This window comes from Pseudomonas sp. V88_4 (genome assembly GCF_029967985.1).
Lineage (GTDB): Bacteria > Pseudomonadota > Gammaproteobacteria > Pseudomonadales > Pseudomonadaceae > Aquipseudomonas > Aquipseudomonas glycinae.
Genome location: NZ_JASCAF010000028.1, coordinates 75,424 through 96,703, shown reverse-complemented (window position 1 = coordinate 96,703; position 21,280 = coordinate 75,424). Strand labels below are relative to the sequence as shown.

Annotated in this window: 19 protein-coding genes; 5 read left to right on the top strand and 14 right to left on the bottom strand. The window is 61.3% G+C overall.

The features are described 5' to 3' along the window. Nucleotides 1-85 precede the first annotated feature (85 nt). The 3 genes from clpB to rluD all read right to left on the bottom strand — a co-directional run bounded on the left by clpB (nt 86) and on the right by rluD (nt 4,462). Nucleotides 86-2,650, bottom strand: a complete 2,565-nt coding sequence (gene clpB / locus QLG12_RS08395; protein ID WP_064382092.1) for an ATP-dependent chaperone ClpB — start codon at nt 2,648-2,650, stop codon at nt 86-88. 130 nt (nt 2,651-2,780) lie between these two features. After that, nucleotides 2,781-3,503 (bottom strand): peptidoglycan editing factor PgeF, encoded by a 723-nt coding sequence (gene pgeF / locus QLG12_RS08390; RefSeq protein ID WP_282474305.1) that lies wholly within the window; start codon nt 3,501-3,503, stop codon nt 2,781-2,783. Then, on the bottom strand, nt 3,500-4,462 hold the full coding sequence (gene rluD / locus QLG12_RS08385) for a 23S rRNA pseudouridine(1911/1915/1917) synthase RluD (RefSeq protein WP_011335991.1): 963 nt from the start codon (nt 4,460-4,462) through the stop codon (nt 3,500-3,502). Before rluD ends, pgeF begins: the two co-directional genes overlap by 4 nt. A gap of 152 nt (nt 4,463-4,614) precedes the next feature. Here rluD and QLG12_RS08380 point away from each other — a divergent pair, with 152 nt between their 5' ends. The 4 genes from QLG12_RS08380 (at nt 4,615) to QLG12_RS08365 (ending at nt 8,912) form a co-directional block, all read left to right on the top strand. Further along, nucleotides 4,615-5,631 carry an outer membrane protein assembly factor BamD gene (locus tag QLG12_RS08380; protein ID WP_197870599.1) on the top strand — a complete coding sequence of 339 codons (1,017 nt, stop codon included), beginning with the start codon at nt 4,615-4,617 and terminating at the stop codon, nt 5,629-5,631. 125 nt (nt 5,632-5,756) lie between these two features. Then, nucleotides 5,757-5,990 carry a PP0621 family protein gene (locus QLG12_RS08375; RefSeq protein ID WP_115079251.1) on the top strand — a complete coding sequence of 78 codons (234 nt, stop codon included), beginning with the start codon at nt 5,757-5,759 and terminating at the stop codon, nt 5,988-5,990. After that, nucleotides 5,980-7,569 (top strand): ATP-binding protein, encoded by a 1,590-nt coding sequence (locus QLG12_RS08370; protein ID WP_282474318.1) that lies wholly within the window; start codon nt 5,980-5,982, stop codon nt 7,567-7,569. The genes QLG12_RS08375 and QLG12_RS08370 overlap by 11 nt, the downstream gene beginning before the upstream one ends. After that, nucleotides 7,566-8,912: a sigma-54 dependent transcriptional regulator gene (locus QLG12_RS08365; RefSeq protein ID WP_236194104.1), complete on the top strand. Its 1,347-nt coding sequence runs from the start codon at nt 7,566-7,568 to the stop codon at nt 8,910-8,912. The genes QLG12_RS08370 and QLG12_RS08365 overlap by 4 nt, the downstream gene beginning before the upstream one ends. Before the next feature lie 115 nt (nt 8,913-9,027). Here the strand turns inward: QLG12_RS08365 and thiO are convergent, their stop codons facing one another. Genes thiO through QLG12_RS08330 form a run of 7 tightly spaced genes read right to left on the bottom strand, consistent with a single transcriptional unit; the run spans nt 9,028 to nt 15,813 of the window. Further along, nucleotides 9,028-10,140, bottom strand: a complete 1,113-nt coding sequence (thiO, locus tag QLG12_RS08360) for a glycine oxidase ThiO (protein WP_282474304.1) — start codon at nt 10,138-10,140, stop codon at nt 9,028-9,030. A 57-nt stretch (nt 10,141-10,197) separates the two neighbouring features. Further along, nucleotides 10,198-10,599 carry a type IV pilin protein gene (locus tag QLG12_RS08355; protein WP_197870593.1) on the bottom strand — a complete coding sequence of 134 codons (402 nt, stop codon included), beginning with the start codon at nt 10,597-10,599 and terminating at the stop codon, nt 10,198-10,200. A gap of 15 nt (nt 10,600-10,614) precedes the next feature. After that, on the bottom strand, nt 10,615-13,707 hold the full coding sequence (locus QLG12_RS08350) for a PilC/PilY family type IV pilus protein (RefSeq protein ID WP_282474303.1): 3,093 nt from the start codon (nt 13,705-13,707) through the stop codon (nt 10,615-10,617). Next, a complete protein-coding gene (locus QLG12_RS08345; RefSeq protein WP_236194106.1) occupies nt 13,694-14,173 on the bottom strand; it encodes a PilX N-terminal domain-containing pilus assembly protein in 480 nt (159 codons plus the stop codon). Before QLG12_RS08345 ends, QLG12_RS08350 begins: the two co-directional genes overlap by 14 nt. Nucleotides 14,174-14,183: 10 nt before the next feature. Further along, nucleotides 14,184-14,897: a prepilin-type N-terminal cleavage/methylation domain-containing protein gene (locus tag QLG12_RS08340; RefSeq protein WP_197870589.1), complete on the bottom strand. Its 714-nt coding sequence runs from the start codon at nt 14,895-14,897 to the stop codon at nt 14,184-14,186. Beyond that, entirely contained in the window at nt 14,894-15,343 is a 450-nt protein-coding gene (gene pilV / locus QLG12_RS08335) for a type IV pilus modification protein PilV (RefSeq protein ID WP_197870588.1), read from the bottom strand. The genes QLG12_RS08340 and pilV overlap by 4 nt, the downstream gene beginning before the upstream one ends. Continuing rightward, nucleotides 15,340-15,813 (bottom strand): GspH/FimT family pseudopilin, encoded by a 474-nt coding sequence (locus QLG12_RS08330; protein ID WP_064599521.1) that lies wholly within the window; start codon nt 15,811-15,813, stop codon nt 15,340-15,342. Before QLG12_RS08330 ends, pilV begins: the two co-directional genes overlap by 4 nt. A gap of 127 nt (nt 15,814-15,940) precedes the next feature. Between QLG12_RS08330 and QLG12_RS08325 the strand changes: the two genes are divergently transcribed. Then, entirely contained in the window at nt 15,941-16,495 is a 555-nt protein-coding gene (locus tag QLG12_RS08325; RefSeq protein ID WP_197870587.1) for a GspH/FimT family protein, read from the top strand. Here QLG12_RS08325 and ispH read toward each other — a convergent pair. The 4 genes from ispH to ileS form a co-directional block, all read right to left on the bottom strand. Continuing rightward, nucleotides 16,467-17,411: a 4-hydroxy-3-methylbut-2-enyl diphosphate reductase gene (gene ispH / locus QLG12_RS08320; RefSeq protein ID WP_065257498.1), complete on the bottom strand. Its 945-nt coding sequence runs from the start codon at nt 17,409-17,411 to the stop codon at nt 16,467-16,469. The genes QLG12_RS08325 and ispH overlap by 29 nt on opposite strands. Nucleotides 17,412-17,486: 75 nt before the next feature. Further along, a complete protein-coding gene (fkpB, locus tag QLG12_RS08315; protein WP_282474317.1) occupies nt 17,487-17,924 on the bottom strand; it encodes an FKBP-type peptidyl-prolyl cis-trans isomerase in 438 nt (145 codons plus the stop codon). Between the two features lie 7 nt (nt 17,925-17,931). Next, nucleotides 17,932-18,444, bottom strand: coding sequence for a signal peptidase II (gene lspA / locus QLG12_RS08310; protein ID WP_108563283.1), 513 nt, complete (start codon nt 18,442-18,444; stop codon nt 17,932-17,934). Beyond that, nucleotides 18,437-21,268 carry an isoleucine--tRNA ligase gene (gene ileS, locus QLG12_RS08305; RefSeq protein ID WP_282474302.1) on the bottom strand — a complete coding sequence of 944 codons (2,832 nt, stop codon included), beginning with the start codon at nt 21,266-21,268 and terminating at the stop codon, nt 18,437-18,439. Before ileS ends, lspA begins: the two co-directional genes overlap by 8 nt. Between the last annotated feature and the right edge of the window lie 12 nt (nt 21,269-21,280).

The window sequence follows — 21,280 nt, the reverse complement described above, 5'->3', positions numbered from 1 at the left end:
CAAGCCTTTTCCTTTGAGTTCAACAGCCTGGCGAAAAAAAAGGCCTCGCATTGCGAGGCCCTGATTACTTCACCACCGTCGAGCGTCAGTTGAACGTGATCTCGTCGTTCTCCACGACGCCGGTCGCGGTCTCGCCTGGCAGGAAACGCCCCGACAGGATCAACTGTGCCAGCGGGTTCTCGATCCAGCGCTGGATCGCCCGCTTCAGCGGCCGTGCGCCATAGACCGGGTCGTAACCGACGGCAATCAGCTTGTCCATCGCCTCAGGGCTCAGTTCCAGCTTCAGCTCGCGCTCGGCCAGACGGCTGCGCAGACGGCCCAACTGGATCTCGGTGATGCCCGCGATCTGATCCCGCGCCAATGGCTCGAAAATCACCACTTCGTCAACGCGGTTGATGAACTCCGGACGGAAGTGGGTGGAAATCGCATCCATCACCGCTGCCCGTTGCGCTTCACGATCACCGACCAGTTCCTGGATCTGCATCGAACCGAGGTTGGAGGTCATGACGATCACGGTATTGCGGAAGTCCACCGTGCGGCCATGGCTGTCCGTCAGGCGCCCATCCTCCAGCACTTGCAGCAGGATGTTGAACACATCCGGGTGCGCCTTCTCGACTTCGTCGAGCAGGATCACCGAGTAAGGCTTGCGCCGCACCGCTTCGGTCAGGTAACCACCCTCTTCGTAGCCGACGTAGCCCGGTGGTGCCCCGATCAGTCGCGCCACGGAATGTTTCTCCATGAACTCGGACATGTCGATCCGCACCATCGCCTCTTCAGTGTCGAAGAGGAACTCGGCCAGCGCCTTGCACAGCTCGGTTTTACCGACCCCGGTCGGGCCGAGGAACATGAACGAGCCGCTCGGGCGATTCGGGTCGGACAACCCGGCGCGCGAACGTCGCACCGCGTTGGCAACCGCCACCACCGCTTCGTCCTGGCCGATCACGCGTTGATGCAACAGGCTTTCCATCTTCATCAGCTTGTCGCGCTCGCCTTCGAGCATTTTCGACACGGGGATGCCGGTCCACTTCGAGACGACTTCGGCGATCTCTTCTTCGGTCACCTTGCTGCGCAGCAACTGGTTTTCGCTCTTGCCGTGCTGGTCGACCATTTGCAGGCTGCGCTCCAGATCCGGAATCACCCCGTACTGCAACTCGGCCATGCGGTTCAGGTCGCCTTTACGGCGCGCGGCTTCCAGCTCCTGACGGGACTGTTCGATCTTCTGCTGAATCTGTGCAGAACCCTGGACCTCGGCTTTTTCCGAGTTCCAGATTTCTTCCAGATCCGAGTACTCACGTTCGTGGCGATCGATTTCTTCCTGGAGTTTCTCCAGACGTTTCTTCGCCGCGTCATCGCTCTCTTTCTTCAGCGCCTGGGATTCAACTTTCAACTGAATCAGGCGCCGCTCCAGACGATCCAGCACTTCAGGCTTGGAGTCGATCTCCATGCGGATGCGGCTGGCCGCTTCGTCGATCAGGTCGATCGCCTTGTCCGGCAGCTGTCGGTCAGTGATGTAGCGATGGCTGAGCTTGGCCGCCGCGATGATCGCGCCGTCGGTAATTGCCACCTTGTGGTGAACCTCGTAACGCTCCTTGAGGCCACGCAGGATCGCGATGGTGTCTTCTTCGCTCGGCTCGTCCACCAGCACTTTCTGGAAGCGCCGCTCGAGGGCCGCATCCTTCTCTATATATTGGCGGTACTCGTTGAGCGTGGTCGCGCCGACGCAATGCAGCTCGCCACGGGCCAACGCCGGTTTGAGCATGTTGCCGGCATCCATCGAACCTTCGCCCTTGCCGGCGCCGACCATGGTGTGAAGTTCGTCGATGAACAGAATGATCTGCCCTTCCTGCTTCGACAATTCGTTGAGCAGCGCTTTCAGGCGCTCTTCAAACTCGCCGCGATACTTGGCACCGGCAATCAGCGCCCCCATATCGAGGGACAGCAGACGTTTGCCGCGCAGGCCATCCGGCACTTCACCATTGATGATGCGTTGCGCGAGACCTTCGGCAATCGCGGTTTTACCCACGCCAGGCTCGCCGATCAGCACGGGGTTGTTCTTGGTGCGGCGTTGCAGAACCTGAATGGTGCGACGGATTTCGTCGTCACGGCCGATCACCGGGTCAAGCTTGCCTTCTTCGGCGCGTTTGGTCAGGTCGACGGTGTATTTATCCAGCGCCTGACGCGACTCTTCGTGGTTGGCGTCGTTAACGGCTTCACCACCGCGCAGGTTGTTGATTGCATTCTCCAGCGCCTTTTTGCTCACGCCCTGGCCGAGCAGCAACTTGCCGAGCTTGCTGTTCTCGTCCATCGCGGCGAGCAGCACCAGCTCGCTGGAAATGAACTGATCGCCCTTCTGCTGGGCCAGACGGTCGGCCTGGTTGAGCAGACGCGCCAGATCCTGCGACATATTCACGTCGCCGGTCGGATTCTGGATTTTCGGTAATTGATCGAGCTCTTTGGTCAGCTCTTTACGCAAGCTGTTGACGTCGAAGCCCACCTGCATCAACAGGGGTTTGATCGAACCACCCTGCTGTTCAAGCATGGCCTGCATCAAATGCGCCGGCTCGATGGCCGGATGATCGTGGCCGACAGCCAGGGATTGGGCATCGGACAACGCCAACTGCAATTTGCTGGTTAAACGGTCTATACGCATGGGTCACCTTCCTTTTGAGCAGGCCGGACCTAAAAAACCATCCTGAATAAAGAAACCTGCCAGATACCGCTATAGATGCGGTCGATTCTGGAAGATTCAAGCGTCAGGGAGTTGATGCAGATCAGAGAGTTTAGCGGGTAAGCCAGACTAAAGAGGCGAAGCGACCAGTGCGCGATGCACGGCGATAAGAGAAGAAGCGCGGATCGGTCACGGTACAGAAACCGCCACCATAAACAGCGGTGACACCCCGGACTGCCAGACGCAGTCGCGCCAGCTTATAGATGTCAGCCATGAACTTGCCGGTGTTGTGGCTCGGGACAAAGGCTGTCTCGGCCTCGGGCAATTGATTGATGAAGACTTCCCGGACTTCCGGACCCACTTCGAAGGCTTGCGGGCCGATTGCCGGGCCGAGCCAGACCAGAACGTCTTCGACGGGCACATCCAGACTGTCGAGGGTGGCTTCCAGCACGCCGGCCGCCAATCCACGCCAACCCGCATGAGCCGCTGCCACGCGAGTACCGGCACGGTCGCAGAACAGTGCCGGCAGACAATCGGCGGTCATCGCTGCACAAGCAATGCCCGGCGTCGCCGTCCAGCTCGCGTCAGCGGTTGCAACCACGGACGGATCAGCATGCGCCACGGCAATCCCGTGCACTTGCTGCAGCCAGGCAGGCTGTATAGAGAAGTGTTCGGTCAGACGCCGACGGTTTTCGGCAACAGCCTCCGGGCGGTCATCGACATGATCGCCCAGGTTGAGACTGTCGAACGGCGCCTCGCTGACCCCGCCCTCACGGGTGGTGACACAGGCCTTGACGCTGGCCGGCGCGGGCCAGTCCGGCGTCAGCCAGTTCATCCGACGAATGCCTCGCGATCCTGCTTGAGCAGGGTCAGCAGCCAGACCAGATCTTCCGGCAGCGGCGATTCCCAGCTCATGCGCTCACCGGTGGTCGGGTGATCCAGCTCGAGGAACCGCGCATGCAGGGCCTGACGCGGGAAGTGCTTGAGGGATTCGACCATGGTCTGGCTCGCGGCCGGGGGAATGCGGAAACGACCGCCGTATGCCGGGTCGCCGACCAACGGGAAGTTGATGTGCGCCATGTGCACGCGAATCTGGTGGGTACGACCGGTTTCCAGCTTCACCCGAACGTGGGTGTGGGAACGGAAACGCTCCAGCACGCGGTAGTGGCTGACGGCAGGCTTGCCGCCTTCCATCACCGCCATGCGCTGGCGCTGCTGGCCATGACGGCCAATCGGAGCATTGATCTTGCCGCCGGCGGTGACCACGCCGATCACGATGCACTCGTAGATCCGGCTGACGCTGCGGCTTTGCAGCTGCGCGACCAGCTTGGTCTGCGCCTGGATGGTCTTGGCCACCACCATCAGACCGGTGGTGTCCTTGTCCAGACGATGCACGATACCGGCGCGCGGGACATTGATGATGTCCGGCACGTGGTGCAGCAAGGCGTTGAGCAAGGTGCCATCAGCATGACCGGCAGCCGGGTGAACCACCAGGCCCGCAGGCTTGTTGATCACCAGAATGTCGTCGTCTTCATAGACGATGTCGAGTTCGATGTCCTGAGCGACCCATTCACCCTGGGCCTCCTGCTCGGCAGTCAGCTCAAGGATGGCACCGCCATGAACGATGTCGCGCGGGCGGATGACCGCCCCGTCCACAGTCAGGCGACCTTCTTTGATCCAGGCGGAAAGGCGCGAGCGCGAGTGCTCGGCGAAGAGTTGGGCGGCGACTTGATCGAGGCGTTGGCCGCCCAATTCGGACGGCACCTCTGCGCGAAGTTCAATTTTATCGGACATGCTCGGACTGGGCGTCGGCTACAGCCTTTGGTTTCGGCTGCGCGCTTGTGGTTAAATACGGCGTCTTTTGCCCCGGGGCTTTTCAACGGGGCGCTCATCATAACAGGACGGCCCCGCCCAAGACAGCGGCCGTCATAGGGACGCAAGCCGCCATGCAAGTGAAACACCTGCTGCTGATCGCCATCCTCGCATTGACCGCTGCTTGCTCATCGAAGGAAGTCGTAGACGAAAACCTGAGTGAAGCCGAGCTGTACCAGCAGGCTCAAAAGGACCTGGACAACAACAGCTACACCAGCGCCACAGCCAAGCTGAAGGCTCTGGAGTCGCGTTATCCGTTCGGTCGCTATGCCGATCAGGCGCAGCTGGAACTGATCTATGCCAACTACAAGAACGCCGAGCCGGAAGCTGCAAAGTCCGCCGCCGAGCGTTTCATTCGTCTGCACCCGCAGCACCCGAACGTGGATTACGCCTACTACCTGAAAGGTCTGACTTCGTTCGACCAGGACGTCGGCCTGCTGGCGCGCTTCCTGCCGCTGGACATGACCAAGCGTGACCCGGGTGCCGCCCGCGACTCCTACAACGAGTTCGCCCAGCTGACCAGCCGCTACCCGAACAGCCGCTACGCGCCGGACGCCAAGCAGCGCATGATCTACCTGCGCAACCTGCTGGCTGCCTACGAAATCCACGTGGCCGACTACTACCTGACCCGTCAGGCCTATGTCGCGGCTGCCAACCGTGGTCGTTATGTAGTGGAAAACTTCCAGGAAACCCCATCGGTCGGTGACGGCCTGGCGGTGATGACCGAAGCCTACCAGCGCCTGCACCTGGACGAACTGGCGGCAACCAGCCTGGAAACCCTGAAGCTCAACTACCCGAACCACCCGAGCCTGCAGGACGGTCAGTTCGTGCCGCGCGTTGCCGAAGCAGACAACCGTTCGTTCTTGAGCAAGGCCACCCTGGGCCTGATCGAATCCCGTCCGCCGCTGCCGCCGGGAGAGACCCGCGCCAACCAGGACGTGCAGAAGCAATTCCAGGACGCGAAAGATGCGATCCCGAACGAGCTCAAGCCGAAAGACGAAAACGGCGACGTGATCGAAGAGCCGGAACCGGAGTCGAGCGACAGCGACCGTTCCATCTTCAGTTACATGACCTTCGGTCTGTTCGACTGATCACTTCGGTGATGCCAAAAAGGGAGATCTTCGGATCTCCCTTTTTATTGCGGCGCGTGATTGGGCTGTGCGCTTGTCGGGTCCTTGGCTAAACTGCCGGATCATTAGCCGAAAAGCCGCCCATCATGCTTCGTTTACTGTTCTGGATTGCCTTGATCGCCGCTGCTGTGTGGTTGTGGCGCAAATTCAAGGCCCCCGCCTCTTCCGCCCGATCGCCTCGCGAACAGGATGCCGCGCCGATGGTGCGCTGCGCCCACTGCGGTGTGCACCTGCCCCGCGACCGCGCGCTGAACCTTCAACAACAGTGGTATTGCAGCCAGGCTCACCTTGAGCAAGGCCCCGGCTCCAGTGATCGCTGAGGCCGACAACGCCGACAGCAAACAGGCCCAGCGACTGCTGCGCCTCTATCATCTGTACCGTTTAAGTGTCGGCATCACCCTGGTGCTGCTGATCTCCAGCAACATGGACAACCGCCTGCTGACCTCGGCCAACGACGAGTGGCTGCGCAATGGCAGCTGGTTGTACCTGGTGCTGAACATTCTGCTGGTGGTGTTCCTTGAGAATATCCGCCGCCCGGCCCAGCTGTTCGCTCTGGCACTGGTCGACATTCTGCTGCTGTGCGGCGTGTTCTACGCGGCGGGCGGTGTGGCCAGTGCGATTGGCAACTTGCTGATCGTTTCGGTGGCCATCAGCAACACGTTGCTGCGACGACACATCGGCTTGCTGATCGCCGCCATCGCCACCCTCGGCATTGTCGGGCTCAGCTTTGTGCTGAGTTTCAGCCACCCCTTGAGCGCCAACGACTATCTGCAGGCCGGCACCCTCGGCGCCTTGTGCTTCGCCGCCTCGCTGCTGGTGCAAGGGTTGATCCGCCGTCTTGAAGTCAGTGAGAACCTGGCCGAGCTGCGCGCCAGCGAGGTGGTGGGGCTCGAAGCCCTCAATGCGTTGATCCTGCAACGCATGCGCACCGGCATTCTGGTGCTCGACGAACAGCGCCGGGTGCAACTGGCCAACCACAGCGCCAGGATCCTGCTGGGCCAAACGCATCTTGAAGGTGACTTGATCGACGAGCACTCGAGCGCACTGGTCGAACGCCTGCAACTGTGGCTGAACAACCCGACCCTGCGCCCGCAAAGCCTGAAAATCGCCGGCAACGGCCTGGAGCTGCAACCCAGTTTCATCGCCCTGGACCAAAGTCCGAACCGTCAAACCCTGGTGTTTCTCGAAGACCTCGCTCAGATCGCCCAACAGGCCCAGCAATTGAAACTTGCTGCGCTGGGCCGACTGACCGCCGGTATCGCCCATGAAATCCGCAATCCGCTGGGGGCCATCAGTCATGCTGCACAGCTGTTGCAGGAGTCCGAGGAACTCGACAGCGCGGATCGGCGTCTGACGCAGATCATTCAAGACCACTCCCAGCGCATGAACCGAGTCATCGAAAACGTCCTGCAACTGTCCCGCCGTCAGCAGAGCGCGCCGCAACGGCTGGATCTCAAGCCGTGGCTGGAGCAGTTCGTCGAGGAGAGTCGCGAACAGGCTGGCGAGCGCCAGCATATTCACCTGCACATCGGTCCGGGAGACTTCCGTACCCTGATGGATCCCGGCCAGCTCACGCAGATTCTCGACAATCTGTTACGCAACGGCTGGCGCCACAGTGCCCTTTTGCACGATCCGGCCGAGGTCTGGCTGACGTTGTTCATTGACCCCGAGAGCACGCTGGCCGTGCTCGAAGTGCAGGACAACGGCCCCGGTGTGTCGCTGGAACAACAGGGTCATCTGTTCGAACCTTTCTTTACCACCAGCAGCCAGGGCACCGGCCTTGGGCTTTATCTGTCCCGTGAGCTGTGCGAAAGCAATCAAGCGCGCCTAGACTTCAAATCACGCCAAGGCGGCGGCTGCTTTCGCATCACCTTTGCTCACGGACGGAAACAAAGTTGAACACGAGCCCACGGCAAAAAATCCTCATCGTCGACGACGAACCGGATATCCGCGAACTCCTGGAAATCACCCTGGGACGGATGAAACTCGACACCTTCAGCGCACGCAATCTCAATGAAGCCCAGGCGCTGCTGCACCGCGAGAGTTTCGATCTGTGCCTGACCGATATGCGCCTGCCCGACGGCACCGGCCTGGAGCTGGTGCAGCACATCCAGCAACGTTATCCACAACTGCCGGTGGCGATGATTACCGCCTACGGCAGCCTGGAAACGGCGATCAACGCCCTGAAGGCCGGGGCTTTCGACTTCCTGACCAAACCGGTGGACCTGACGCGTCTGCGCGAGCTGGTCGGCTCGGCGTTGCGCATGCCGCCGGCGGGTAATGTCTGCACCTCGATCGACCGCCGGTTGCTTGGCGAATCGCCGCCGATGCGCAACCTGCGCAAGCAGATCGACAAACTGGCTCGCAGCCAGGCACCGGTCTACATCAGTGGCGAGTCCGGCAGCGGCAAGGAACTGGTCGCCCGACTGATTCATGAACAGGGCCCGCGCGCCAGCCGGCCATTCGTGCCGGTGAACTGCGGGGCGATTCCTTCTGAGTTGATGGAGAGCGAGTTTTTCGGCCACCGCAAAGGCAGTTTCAGCGGCGCGGTGGAGGATAAACCGGGTCTGTTTCAGGCGGCCCATGGCGGCACGCTGTTTCTCGATGAAGTAGCCGATCTGCCGCTGCCGATGCAGGTCAAGCTGCTGCGGGCTATCCAGGAAAAAGCCGTGCGCAGCGTCGGCGGTCAACAGGAAACCGTGGTTGATGTGCGCATCCTTTGCGCGACGCACAAGGACCTCGACGCGGAAGTGGCTGCCGAGCGTTTTCGTCAGGATCTGTATTACCGGTTGAACGTGATCGAACTGCGTGTGCCGTCCCTGCGCGAACGTCGCGAGGACATCGAAGCACTCGCCGGCCACATGCTCAAACGCCTGGCCAATGGCACCGGACAACCGGCGGCACGTCTTCATCCCCATGCCCTTGAGGCGCTGAAAAACTACCGCTTTCCGGGTAACGTGCGGGAACTGGAAAACGTGCTTGAACGGGCGCACACCCTGTGTGAAAACCGCACGATCGAGGCCGAGGATTTACGCCTGAGTGAGGGCAACGGTGCCGCCGAGGGCGGGGTCGCAGATCTCACCCGGATCGACAACCTCGAAGACTATCTTGAGAGCGTCGAGCGCAAACTGATTCTGCAGGCACTGGAAGAGACCCGCTGGAATCGCACGGCGGCGGCGCAGCGGTTGAGTCTTTCGTTTCGGTCGATGCGCTACAGGCTCAAGAAGCTCGGGCTGGACTGAGCCCCTTCGCGGGCAAACCCGCTCCCACAGTTTTTTGTGCCGTGCTCAACTTTTGAGTAAAGCGCCGTACCCTGTGAGAGCGGGCTTGCCCGCGAAAGCGATTTATCAGGCACCGCTAAAAAACTGACTGGATCCGTCCGGCCGGTGCATACGGCGCCGGATCAATGATCGGCGCGCGCCCCAGCATCACGTCGGCAAACAACTGACAGGATGCCGGCGCCAGCACCAGTCCGTTGCGGTAATGACCGCAGTTCAGCCACAGACCGTCAAACCCCGGAACCCGGCCAATATAAGGAATGCCTTCCGGTGAACCCGGTCGCAGCCCGGCCCAATGTCCCACCACTTCGGCATCGGCCAGCGCCGGCAACAACTCGACCGCCGATGCCTTGAGGCTTTCCAGCGCGTTGTCCGTCGGGGTCTTGTCGAAGCCTTCGTGCTCCAGTGTACTGCCGATCAGAATATGCCCGTCGCGGCGCGGAATCGCGTAGCGCCCCTTGGCCAGCACCATGCTCGGCAGGAAATCCGCCGCGCACTTGTAGAGAATCATCTGGCCCTTGACCGGCTCCACCGGCAGCGACAGGTTCAAGGTCTTGAGCAGTTCGCCGCTCCACGCACCAGCAGTGAGAACGACCTGATCGCCGGCGATCACACCTGTGGGAGTCTGCACCCCCACCACCCGCTCACCATCACGGACAAACCCGCTGACTTCACACTGCTCATGAATCGTCACATTCGGCAGCGCCTGCAACGCCGCTTTCAAAGACTTCACCAGCCGCGGATTGCGCACGTTGGCCACATCGGCCATGTAGATCGCCCGGGAAAAAACGCCACCGAGCACCGGCACCGCATCATGCGCCGCCGAGATATCCACAGCCCGCAGCGGACGGTTCTCCCGCGCGGCCCAGGCCAGCGCTTCGGCTTCGTCATCCAGATCCAGCCAGTACAGGCCGGTGGTGTGCACTTCCGGATCGACCCCGGTATCGGCAAACAGACGCTCGCCCAGTTGTGGATAAAAATCCTGCGACCAGTGCGCCAGCGCGGTGACGGCCGGGCTGTAGCGCCACGGGTACAGCGGAGACACGATACCGCCACCGGCCCAGGACGATTCCTGGCCGACGTTCGAACGATCCAGCAGCACCACGCTGCCGACCTCGGAGGCGAGATTGTACGCAGTGAGCAGGCCAATCACCCCGCCACCGACAATCACCACTTGCTGTTGCCTGGTCATGTTTGATCCAACCGTAAAAAAGACAGTGGGCGCAAAGGGCACCCGAAATAGAGCGGCTCAGCGGCCCCAGCAATCCTTGGTGGTCAGCCCGGTGGTCGCGTTGTTCATGCTTCTGACACCGGTGTTGGTGAGAGTGAAATCCCCGCACTTGTCAGTGGCCATGGCCGTGCCGGTCTTGCGGGTCGCGGTCAGCACAAAGGTCTGGTCAGCGATGGTCGGGGTGATGGTGTAGAAATCATTACCCGTGCTGAGACCGGTGACGCCCGTGTAAACATTGTTTCTGGTGTAGAAGCGCTCGAGAGTCTGCGCCTGCTCCGACAGCAGCGATACCACCTCGGCGCGACGGCCCTTCTTCAGATATTCGCTATAGCTCGGTGCGGCAATGGTGATGATGATCCCGATAATCGCAATCACGATCATGATCTCGATCAGGGTGAAACCTCGGTTGGATCTGCGCATGCCTCGAACTCTCGCTTACTGAATTTGCCGCCACATGATACGACGGCTGCCGCCGCCGGATTTTTCCACCAGGGTGGTGATACCGCCACTGGAATCGTTCACGACCTTGCGTGTTGCACCGTTGACGATGGCGTTCAGGGTCGGGATACCGCCGGTGAACACCACGCCGCTGGAAATCGTGTCGTTGCTGTCGACCACGCCATCGGCATTGGTGTCGAGCACCGCGTAGTTGAGCATCTTACCGCTGAACGCATCGAGTTCGATCAGTTTGCCGGTACCGAAACTGGAACACGGGTCGGTGGTATCGACACTGGCCGTGGTGAACACGATTCGTCCCAGCACCAGACTGGCCTGGTTGATCACCCGCTCGCCGGTCAATGCGTTGTTGTACACCAGCGGCAGGTACCAGCCCTTCTCCGCCGGATACGCCGTGTCGTTCTGGCTGGTGGTGACGAACTGCCCGGAACTGCCGGAGAACACCCCGGTAATCGCCTGCGCCTGCAAACTGCTGACCGTGATCTGGCCCGACCCGCCATCGGCATCCCACACCGAATAGAACGCCTGCAAATCCTTGTTGGTCTTGTCGACGGTCTCGTTGAATTTGCCGGTGCCGACGAAAATCTGTTTGCCACCCAGAGCGTTGTCCGCCAGCAACGGTTGCGCAGTGATCGGCTGAGTCGCCCCGCCAGCCGTGGTGAACAACGGTTTGCCGGAAAACGCCACGCCCCAGCTGTCGGAGGACGTGGCGCTCAGGTCGAACTTCCACAACCGTCCCTTCAAGTCACCGCCATACGCAGCCTGTACCACGTTCTGCGAATTGACCCTCAGCTTCACCGAGGACAAACCGTTGGTGGTTTCCGTACTGTCGATGACGATTTTCTTGATCAGCGAGCCGTCACGCACATCCAGCACATACAGCGCCGCCACGCCGGAGTTGCTGCCGTAACCGTTGGCAATGAATGCCGCCCAGCGACCATCGGCCAAGCGTGCCACTTCCGGGCGGGCATAGGCGTAACCCAGATCATTAAATGCGTTGGATGTACTGGCAGTGGCTGGAGCGCTGACCTCCCACAAGGCACGGATGACGTTGCCCGCCGAGGCATCGAACAGCTGGAGCCCGTAGAAAGTCTTGCCGCCGGCGCCCGTGCCGCCGATGGCCAGGGTTTTCCACACCGTACCGAATTGCGCATCGAATACACCGAGCTGACCATCCACCAGAAACTTGTGGCTGACGCCGTTGACGTAGTTCGGATCGGCAATCAGGCGCAGCGAGGGCAATACGCTGGACGGCATGTAGGCATAGCGTCGGGTACCGTTGGCCGAGTTGATGACACTGACAAAACCGTCGTTGGCGTTCACCACAAGGCTGGCATTCATGTTCGAGGCTTTGGTGGTCAGGTAGGTACTGTAAGTGGTGTCACCGGCCAGATCGGAGGCGGTTTTTTCCGTGGGCGAAGCCAGCACCAGTGGTGAGTTGATGATGTCGCCTAGCAACACGCTGCGCACTTTGAGCCCGGCCTTGTTGGTGCCCTTGCTCCATTCGACCAGGTCGATGCCGCTGATGCCGGTGGGCAGACCCTGGCTGAGAACGGTCTGCTGGGCCGGGGAGAAATTGCCGTAGGCCAGCGTCACCGCCGCGTTGTTCAGGGTGTTCCACGACTGGTAGGTCGGGGCGGTGGCGCCGGGCACGATGGCCGTGTCGGTGGTCCACAATACCGCCGAGGTGTTGACCGCCCCGGCCGAGGTAAAACCAAAGGACTTGATCGTGCCGCGCCAGTCCCTGGGGTCATAACTGGTCTGGAAGTAACTGGTGCCGCTCGCCAGCGTGGTGCCGCTGGCCACACCGCTGCCGCCGGAACCAGCCTTGGAAGTGATATCGCTCAACGCCGAAGACAATGCGGCATTCAGACCGGCGCTGTCGGTCGCCTGGTAGTAGCGGCCCTGTCCGTAATCGGCGGCGTCCGAGAGCATGTCGTTGGAAGCGGTGAAGCCCACGGTGTAGGTGTTCATGTTCTGCCTGGGGAAATCCACCGCGTTCCAGCTCTTGCCCGCCGCGTCGGTGCCGGAGGAACGCATGTCGATGTCGAAAGCGAACTTGGCGATATCGTCCAGGTACAGCGTATCGCCCTCCCCGTCCCCGTTCAGGTTGTTCCCGTCATTGTTGATACCGTCCCAGTTCGGCAGGCGGCTGCCGCCCAGCGGGTCATTGCTGGGAAAGGTGCGGTCATAGGTTGGCAGGCCGTCGGTGATCACCACCCCGTAGTTTTTCTGGCAGCGATACTGGATCGGACTGGTGTAGGTGCTCGGCGTGCTGTTGTAGTACGGCGTCATCCCGCGCATGTAGCGGGTGATTTCGTAATAGGTCTCGGCCAGTGGCGTGTTGGCCACCGCGCTCAGGCCGTTGATCGAGGAAATCAGTGCGTTGTAGTTGGTGTCGGCCTGGGCCTGGGTCACGCTGCCGCTGACCGGTGACAGGTCGCTGATGGAGCGCGCAATGAAACCGCCGTTGCCGGGGTTGTTGCTGGAGACCGGGTTGAAGGTGGCCAGGCCCATGCGCAGGTTGCGATTGCTGGTAACCAGTGCGGTGGAAACGTTGCGCGCCACGTTGATCCGGTAATCGTTGGGAATGGCTCCGGTGGTGAAATCGCGCGTTCCGTTGCCGATGGCAAGTCCGACCACGTAGGAAATGTAATCAGCCGAATAGCGGGTGTTGCCGCTGCCCACCGGATCCGGCAGCTTCAGACAGAGCGGCGTCAGGCTGTTGTTGTAGAACGCATAGGCACCGCCGGAGCAGCCGGAGGTCGGCAGGCTCGACAGAAAGATCGTATCGCCGGTAATGGCGGTCGAGCTCAGGCACAGGCCGATGACCGCGTTGCACTGGCGGGCCGGCGTGCGATCCACGGTCGGATCAAAACCCGTCGCATAGATGATGCTGTTCATGCTGCCCGAGTCGTCGATCATCAACATGACGTTCGGTGGCACGGCGGCCGCGCTCAACAGCGGCGAATCGGACGGCGTGAAAGCATACGCCGGTGCCGCCAGATAGAGCCCGGTCAGCATGCCGAGCAGCAGCGACAGCCATTTGAAGCGTCGCTCAATACTTCGCATAGACACTCTCCACCACACTGCGCGAAGTGCCGGCGATGCCGACGGCCGTGACCCGGTACAACGTCGCCGAGGTATTGCTCGGTACGTTCACCGCCGTCAGGGTCGTGCCGATGTTCTGCACCCCGTAGAACCCGCTGCCGGCGGCGATCCAGGTGACGCCCGACGTCGAGTTGAGCCCGGCAGCGCTCACCACCGAGGACTCCGCCGGCGGTGCACATTGGGTGGCGCTGGCGCACACCGCCAGCGCGTAGCCATCCTGTTGCACCGCGCTTTCGCCGATGCGCAGCGCTGCCTCGGCAGTCTGGAACGATTGATTGCGCAAACTCACACTGCCGGCCATTTTTTCCTGCAGGTTGGCGCTTTGCATCGATGACAGGCCGATCACCGTCAGGAGCAGCAGAAACACCAGACTGACCAGCAGCACCATGCCGCCCTGTAACTGTCGCCGATGGAGGGAAACGTTCATCGTTCGCCCCTCACTGCAAGCGGTTGCGCAAGGCGGCAACCACGTTGAAGGTTTGATCGCGGACCCGATTGTTCGGATCGGTGAGGGTCAGGCTCAGGCGCACACTGCGAATCCGCGCTGGGTCACCGGGATTGGCGCTGTAGGTGGACGCCGCGACATCGGTCGCGGAACTCGCCAGACCGAACGTCACGGTGAATGCACTGACATTGTTCACCAGCACCTGCTGGGCCGGATTACCGCTGCCGGTGCCCATCAGAATCTGGTTGTTGCTGAAGCTGTAGACCAGCCGCCGGATCGGAAACGCAATCTGTCCTGTCGCCGCCACCCGCGCACCGGTATAAGCCGTGGCGCTGTTGCGGCAATCGGAGACCACGGTCCAGGTCGGCGTCCCGCCCGCGCTGCCGACATCGGCGGTGACCAGGGTCAGTTTGAGATTGGCGCTGTCCCAACTGATCGGCGTGATCTGGGCCGCATTGAAATCTCCCGCCGAGCTGGAATCGGTAATCGTGCCCAGGCAGCCGAACATACCCACCATGCGCAGCTCCTGGATCATCTTGCTCAACACGAACCGCGCATCTTCCTGCATGGCGGCGGCGCTGTTCTGGCTGACGTAGGTGTTTTTCGCCGCCAGGAAGATTTGCACCACGCCGAGTACCACGATCAGCCCCAGCGCCAGGGCGACCAGCATTTCGATCAGGCCGAAGCCCAGGTTTTGGCGCTTCATGGCGTGGCCACCGGATCGACCGCGGCGCGACTGGTCAGCACAAAGCTGCGGGGCGCACTGCTCGTATTGGTGGCGCGCGCGTCACTCCAGGTGATGGTGATGGTGTACACGCGTTGATTGAGGGTGATGCTGCCGGTGGCGGTCGGGCCGCCGAAATTAGCGATATTGGTGGTGAAGTCGTAGAGATCCTGATCCCGGGCGACACTCAGGTTACCCGTGGTCGGCGGTGTGACAGTGTAGTCGGCGCCCGAGTTGGCGCGGATCCGGTCCATCATGTCGTAAGCGATGAAGCTCGCCTGACTGGTCATCCGCGAGCTGTCGGTGTACTTCAGCGCATTGAGCTGAACCGCCGCCGCGCCCAGCAACCCGACCGTCAGAATCAACAACGCGACCAGCACTTCGATCAGCGTCATGCCCTCCTGTGCGTACTTGCTCCCTGCCCTCATCCGCAACTTCCACCCAATTGAATTCGTCCGTTCAGACACACGTTCAGCGTCCTGCTTTGCGTTCCCAGCGTGTAACTGATAACCACCGCCGTGGACGGTGCCGCCAGTCCGCCCAGATTGTTGAAATCCAGCGCGGTCACTCCAGAGGGTAGCGTCAGAGTCGCGCCGCTGCTCATCGCTGGAACAACCCGCAATACATTGGCCGGAGTGCCAGTACTGTCGTAGACCGACAACTCGCCGGTCCAGACGCTGCCGCCGGCGCTGGGCCGCAAGCGAGTGGTGACGCCCCGGTTGATCGCCTCGAGTCTGGCGTAATTGAGGGCCCGTTGCAGGTCGCCGACCTCGGTGTCGGCCTTGCTGCCCTGCACCGAACGGGTGAACGCCGGCACCGCCATCGTGATCAGGATCACAAACACCGCGACCGCCACCAACAGCTCGATCAGCGTGAAACCTTTTGTACGATGATCCATCGATGCCCTCCGTTGCCGTCGGCTATACCTGTACAAACCTAGAACATTCAACCGGCATGCGCCGGTTGATTTACCGCGTGCGGCGCACGGATTGCGCCGCCGTGCACAATCCAGGGAGGAGACGCACATGCCGCAACAGGGTTTCAGTCTGGTCGAACTGCTTATGGGACTGGCGATCGGCGCAATTGTTCTGTCGCTGGTCAGTCCGGCGCTGGCGGACCTCACCGAATCAAACCGGCGGCAGCAGGCCGCGCAGTCTTTGCTCGACGGAATTCGTAATGCCCGGAGCATGGCCATCACGCGCAATCAGAGCGTGGTGATTCATGGCATCAACGGTGATTGGGGTCAGGGCTGGCGGATCATTCTGGATCTCAATGGAAAGGGGCCGGCGGATGCCGGTAATCCATTGCTGATCGAGCAGGCGAGTGACGCAAAGATACCGATTGTCGGCAACTGGCTGGTGAGCCGCTACATACGGTTCAGCAGCCTGGGCCAGCCACTGGTGCCGGACCGCAAGTTTCAGGCGGGGACGATACATCTATGTTCGGCTCGTGAACCGGTCAGCCAGCTCCAGGTGGTGCTGGCGGCGACCGGTCGCGTACGCCTGGCCAGCCAAAAGGCTGAACAGGCGCTGTGCCGAAAGGATAAAGCGATCAGATCGAGCGTACGCGCAGCTCTTTAGGCATCGAGAACGTGATGTTCTCCTCACGCCCGGCCAGTTCGTCGGCGCCGGTGGCGCCCCAGGCCTGCAACTGCTGGATCACGCCACGTACCAGGACTTCCGGGGCGGAGGCACCGGCGGTGATGCCGATACGCTCGACACCGTCGAACCAGCTCTTCTGCAGGTCTTCGGCGCCATCGATCAGGTAGGCCGGCGTGGCCATGCGCTCGGCCAGCTCACGCAGGCGGTTGGAGTTGGAACTGTTCGGACTGCCCACCACCAACACCACGTCGCATTCATCGGCCAGTTGCTTGACCGCGTCCTGACGGTTCTGGGTGGCGTAGCAGATATCGTCCTTGCGCGGCCCGCCAATGGCCGGGAAACGCGTACGCAGCGCATCGATGACACGGCTCGTGTCATCCATGGACAGTGTGGTCTGGGTGACGAAGGCCAGTTTTTCCGGGTTGCGCACCTGCAACTCGGCGACATCCTCCTCGTCTTCGACGAGGTAGATCGCACCGCCATTGCTGGCGTCGTACTGGCCCATGGTGCCTTCGACTTCCGGGTGACCGGCGTGGCCGATCAGGATGCATTCACGACCGTCGCGGCTGTATTTCGCGACTTCGATGTGTACCTTGGTCACCAATGGGCAGGTAGCGTCGAACACTTTCAGGCCACGGCCGGCGGCTTCGGTGCGCACGGCTTGCGAGACACCGTGGGCACTGAAGATCACGATAACGTCGTCCGGTACCTGATCGAGTTCCTCGACGAAAATCGCGCCACGACTGCGCAGGTCTTCGACCACGAACTTGTTGTGCACCACTTCGTGACGCACATAGATCGGCGGCCCGAAGACCTCCAGGGCGCGGTTGACGATTTCGATCGCCCGGTCCACGCCGGCGCAGAAGCCACGGGGGTTGGCGAGTTTGATTTGCATGCGGTGCCTCGTGTCTTGCGCGCGAAAGATTGGATCATTACAGGAGCCGATCAGCCGGCTCCTGCAGAACAGCGATTACAGCGCTTTGACGGAGCAGATTTCCACGTCAAAGGTCAGCGTCTTGCCAGCCAGCGGGTGGTTGAAGTCGACGGTCACTTGCGCGTCGTCGAACGCTTTCACCACACCCGGCAGCTCAGTATTGGCCGCATCGTTGAAGATCACCAGCAGACCCGGCGACAGTTCCATGTCCGCAAACTGCGAACGCGGAATGATCTGCACGTTTTGCGGGTTCGGCTGGCCGAAGGCGTTTTCCGGCTCGACGGTCAGTGTACGCTTGTCGCCAGCCTTGAAACCGAACAGTGCCGCCTCGAAGCCCGGCAGCAGGTTGCCGTCGCCGACCTTGAAGGTCGCCGGTGCCTTGTCGAAGGTGCTGTCGACCGTGTCGCCGTTCTCCAGGCGCAATGCAAAGTGCAAGGTGACTTCCGTGTTCTGGCCGATGCGTTGCTCAGCCAATACCTGTTCAGTCATGAACGGCTTCTCCGGTTTTTTTACTTTTGAACATGTCCAGTGCCAGCATCACCGCACCAACGGTGATGGCGCTGTCGGCGAAGTTGAACGCCGGGAAGTACCAGCGGTTCTGCCAGTGCACCAGAATGAAGTCGATCACATGGCCCAGGGCAATGCGGTCATAAAGGTTGCCCAGTGCGCCGCCCAGCACCAGCGCCAGCGCGATGGCCAGCCAGGTTTCGTTGCGGCCCAGGCGCTTGAGCCAGACCACCAGCACTGCGCTGACCGCAATCGCGATCAAGGCGAACAGCCAGCGCTGCCAGCCGGAGCTGTCCGCGAGGAAGCTGAACGCAGCGCCGGTGTTGTAGGCCAGTGTCCAGCTGAAGTAATCAGGGATGATCACGATCTGCTGGAACATCTCGAGCTTGCCTTCGAAGTAGAACTTGCTGGCCTGGTCTATGACCAGAACCAGCAAGCTCAACCAGAGCCAGCTCAGCCGTCCGAAACGGCCAACGGCATTAGGCATAGTGACGAACCTCACCGGCGCCATCGATGTTGTCCACGCAACGACCGCATATTTCCGGATGCTCCGGGTTCACGCCGACGTCTTCACGGCAGTGCCAGCAACGGGCACATTTCGGGAAGGCGGATTTGACGATCTTCAGCTTCAGGCCGCTGACTTCGGTGGCCACAGCGTCGGCTGGAGCCTGCACGAACGGCGCAACAGTGGCAGTCGAGGTGATCAGGACAAAGCGCAGCTCGTTGCTCAGTTTGGCCAGATCGGCGGTCAGCGCGTCTTCGGCGAACAGCGTCACTTCGGCTTGCAGGTTGCCACCGACGGCCTTGGCCGCGCGCTGGATTTCCATCTCTTTGTTGACCGCCACCTTCACTTCCATGATGCGATCCCAGTACTCGCGACCCAGCTCGAAGCCTTCCGGCAACTCGGTCAGGCCTTCGTACCAGGTGTTGAGCATCACCGATTCGTTGCGCTCGCCCGGCAGGTATTGCCACAGCTCGTCGGCGGTGAACGCCAGGATCGGCGCGATCCAGCGCACCAGCGCTTCGGAGATGTGGAACAGCGCGGTCTGGCACGAACGACGGGCCTTGCTGTCGGCGCCGGTGGTGTACTGGCGATCCTTGATGATGTCCAGATAGAACCCACCCAGCTCCTGCACGCAGAAGTTGTGGATCTTCGAGTAGACGTTCCAGAAACGGTATTCGCCGTAGTGCTCTTGCAGCTCGCGTTGCAGCAGCAGGGTACGGTCCACCGCCCAGCGATCCAGCGCCAGCATGTCTTCGGCCGGCAGCAGGTCGGTGGCCGGGTTGAAACCGGTCAGGTTGGAAAGCAGGAAGCGCGCGGTGTTACGGATACGACGATAGGCATCCGCGCTGCGCTGCAGGATCTGCTCGGACACGGCCATTTCGCCGGAGTAGTCGGTCGAAGCGACCCACAGACGCATGATGTCGGCGCCCAGAGTATCGTTGACTTTCTGCGGAGCGATCACGTTGCCCAGGGACTTGGACATCTTGCGGCCGGACTCGTCCACGGTGAAGCCGTGGGTCAGCAGCTCGCGGTACGGCGCGTGATTGTCGATGGCGCAACCGGTCAGCAAGGACGAGTGGAACCAGCCACGGTGCTGGTCGGAGCCTTCCAGGTACAGGTCGGCACGCGGGCCGGTCTCGTGGCCCATCGGGTGCGAACCGCGCAGGACGTGCCAGTGGGTGGTGCCTGAGTCGAACCAGACGTCGAGGGTGTCGCTGATCTTGTCGTACTGCGGCGCTTCATCGCCCAGCAGTTCGGCAGCGTCGAGTTTGAACCAGGCTTCGATGCCTTCGACTTCAACGCGCTTGGCGACTTCTTCCATCAGCTCGACGGTACGTGGGTGCAATTCGCCGCTTTCCTTGTTCAGGAAGAACGGGATCGGCACGCCCCAGTTGCGCTGACGGGAGATGCACCAGTCCGGACGGTTGGCGATCATCGAGTGCAGGCGCGCCTGGCCCCAGGCCGGGACGAACTTGGTGTCTTCGATGGCTTTGAGCGAGCGTACGCGCAGGGTGTCGCCGCTGACTGGCTCTTTGTCCATGCCGATGAACCACTGCGCGGTGGCGCGGTAGATCAGCGGGGTCTTGTGACGCCAGCAGTGCATGTAGCTGTGTTCGATGACGGTGGTGTGCAGCAGCGCACCGACTTCGGTGAGTTTTTCGACGATGGCCGGGTTGGCTTTCCAGATGAACTGGCCGCCGAAGAATTCCAGCGACGGCACATAGACGCCGTTGCTCTGTACCGGGTTGAGGATGTCGTCGTTGACCATGCCGTACTTCTTGCAGGTCACGAAGTCGTCCACGCCGTAGGCCGGGGCGGAGTGAACCACGCCGGTACCGGCGCCCAGTTCCACGTAGTCGGCCAGGTACACTGGCGACAGACGGTCATAGAACGGGTGACGGAAATTGATCAGTTCCAGCGCCGAACCCGGCGCTGTTGCCAATACGGTACCTTCGACGCCGTAACGGGTCAGGCAGGATTCGACCAGCTCTTCAGCCAGCACCAGCAACTTGTCGCCGATGTCGACCAGGGCGTAGGTGAATTCCGGGTGAACGTTCAGCGCCTGGTTCGCCGGGATGGTCCACGGGGTGGTGGTCCAGATCACGATGGCAGCAGGTTTGGCCAGTGATGGCAGACCGAACGCAGCAGCCAGCTTGGCCTCATCAGCGATCGGGAACGCGACGTCGATGGTCGAGGACTTCTTGTTCTCGTACTCGACTTCCGCCTCGGCCAGGGCCGAACCGCAATCGAAGCACCAGTTCACAGGCTTCAGGCCCTTGAACACGAAACCGCCCTTGACGATTTCGGCAAGGGCGCGGATTTCACCGGCCTCGTTCTTGAAGTCCATGGTCTTATACGGATTGGCGAAATCGCCCAGCACGCCGAGACGGATGAATTCGGACTTCTGCCCTTCGATCTGCTCGGTGGCGTAGGCACGGCACAGTTCGCGGGTCTTGTCCGCGCCGAGGTTCTTGCCGTGGGTCACTTCAACCTTGTGCTCGATCGGCAGGCCGTGGCAATCCCAGCCCGGGACATACGGCGCGTCGAAGCCCGACAGGGTCTTCGAGCGGATGATCATGTCCTTGAGAATCTTGTTCAGTGCGTGACCGATGTGAATCGTACCGTTGGCGTACGGAGGGCCGTCGTGCAGGACGAACTTCGGACGATCCTTGCCAATCTCGCGCAACTTTCCGTACAGGCCAATACTGTCCCAGCGCTGCAGGATCTGCGGTTCGCGCTGTGGCAGGCCGGCCTTCATTGGGAAGGCGGTGTCCGGAAGGTTTAGCGTGGCTTTATAGTCGGTCATTTAAGGCTCTTC

What these genes read in the sequence shown, in the direction of transcription:
- clpB (WP_064382092.1), bottom strand. Translation starts at nt 2,650, where the DNA reads ATGCGTATAGACCGTTTAACCAGCAAATTGCAGTTGGCGTTGTCCGAT.
- pgeF (WP_282474305.1), bottom strand. Translation starts at nt 3,503, where the DNA reads ATGAACTGGCTGACGCCGGACTGGCCCGCGCCGGCCAGCGTCAAGGCC.
- rluD (WP_011335991.1), bottom strand. Translation starts at nt 4,462, where the DNA reads ATGTCCGATAAAATTGAACTTCGCGCAGAGGTGCCGTCCGAATTGGGC.
- QLG12_RS08380 (WP_197870599.1), top strand. Translation starts at nt 4,615, where the DNA reads ATGCAAGTGAAACACCTGCTGCTGATCGCCATCCTCGCATTGACCGCT.
- QLG12_RS08375 (WP_115079251.1), top strand. Translation starts at nt 5,757, where the DNA reads ATGCTTCGTTTACTGTTCTGGATTGCCTTGATCGCCGCTGCTGTGTGG.
- thiO (WP_282474304.1), bottom strand. Translation starts at nt 10,140, where the DNA reads ATGACCAGGCAACAGCAAGTGGTGATTGTCGGTGGCGGGGTGATTGGC.
- QLG12_RS08355 (WP_197870593.1), bottom strand. Translation starts at nt 10,599, where the DNA reads ATGCGCAGATCCAACCGAGGTTTCACCCTGATCGAGATCATGATCGTG.
- QLG12_RS08350 (WP_282474303.1), bottom strand. Translation starts at nt 13,707, where the DNA reads ATGCGAAGTATTGAGCGACGCTTCAAATGGCTGTCGCTGCTGCTCGGC.
- QLG12_RS08345 (WP_236194106.1), bottom strand. Translation starts at nt 14,173, where the DNA reads ATGAACGTTTCCCTCCATCGGCGACAGTTACAGGGCGGCATGGTGCTG.
- QLG12_RS08340 (WP_197870589.1), bottom strand. Translation starts at nt 14,897, where the DNA reads ATGAAGCGCCAAAACCTGGGCTTCGGCCTGATCGAAATGCTGGTCGCC.
- pilV (WP_197870588.1), bottom strand. Translation starts at nt 15,343, where the DNA reads ATGAGGGCAGGGAGCAAGTACGCACAGGAGGGCATGACGCTGATCGAA.
- QLG12_RS08330 (WP_064599521.1), bottom strand. Translation starts at nt 15,813, where the DNA reads ATGGATCATCGTACAAAAGGTTTCACGCTGATCGAGCTGTTGGTGGCG.
- QLG12_RS08325 (WP_197870587.1), top strand. Translation starts at nt 15,941, where the DNA reads ATGCCGCAACAGGGTTTCAGTCTGGTCGAACTGCTTATGGGACTGGCG.
- ispH (WP_065257498.1), bottom strand. Translation starts at nt 17,411, where the DNA reads ATGCAAATCAAACTCGCCAACCCCCGTGGCTTCTGCGCCGGCGTGGAC.
- lspA (WP_108563283.1), bottom strand. Translation starts at nt 18,444, where the DNA reads ATGCCTAATGCCGTTGGCCGTTTCGGACGGCTGAGCTGGCTCTGGTTG.
- ileS (WP_282474302.1), bottom strand. Translation starts at nt 21,268, where the DNA reads ATGACCGACTATAAAGCCACGCTAAACCTTCCGGACACCGCCTTCCCA.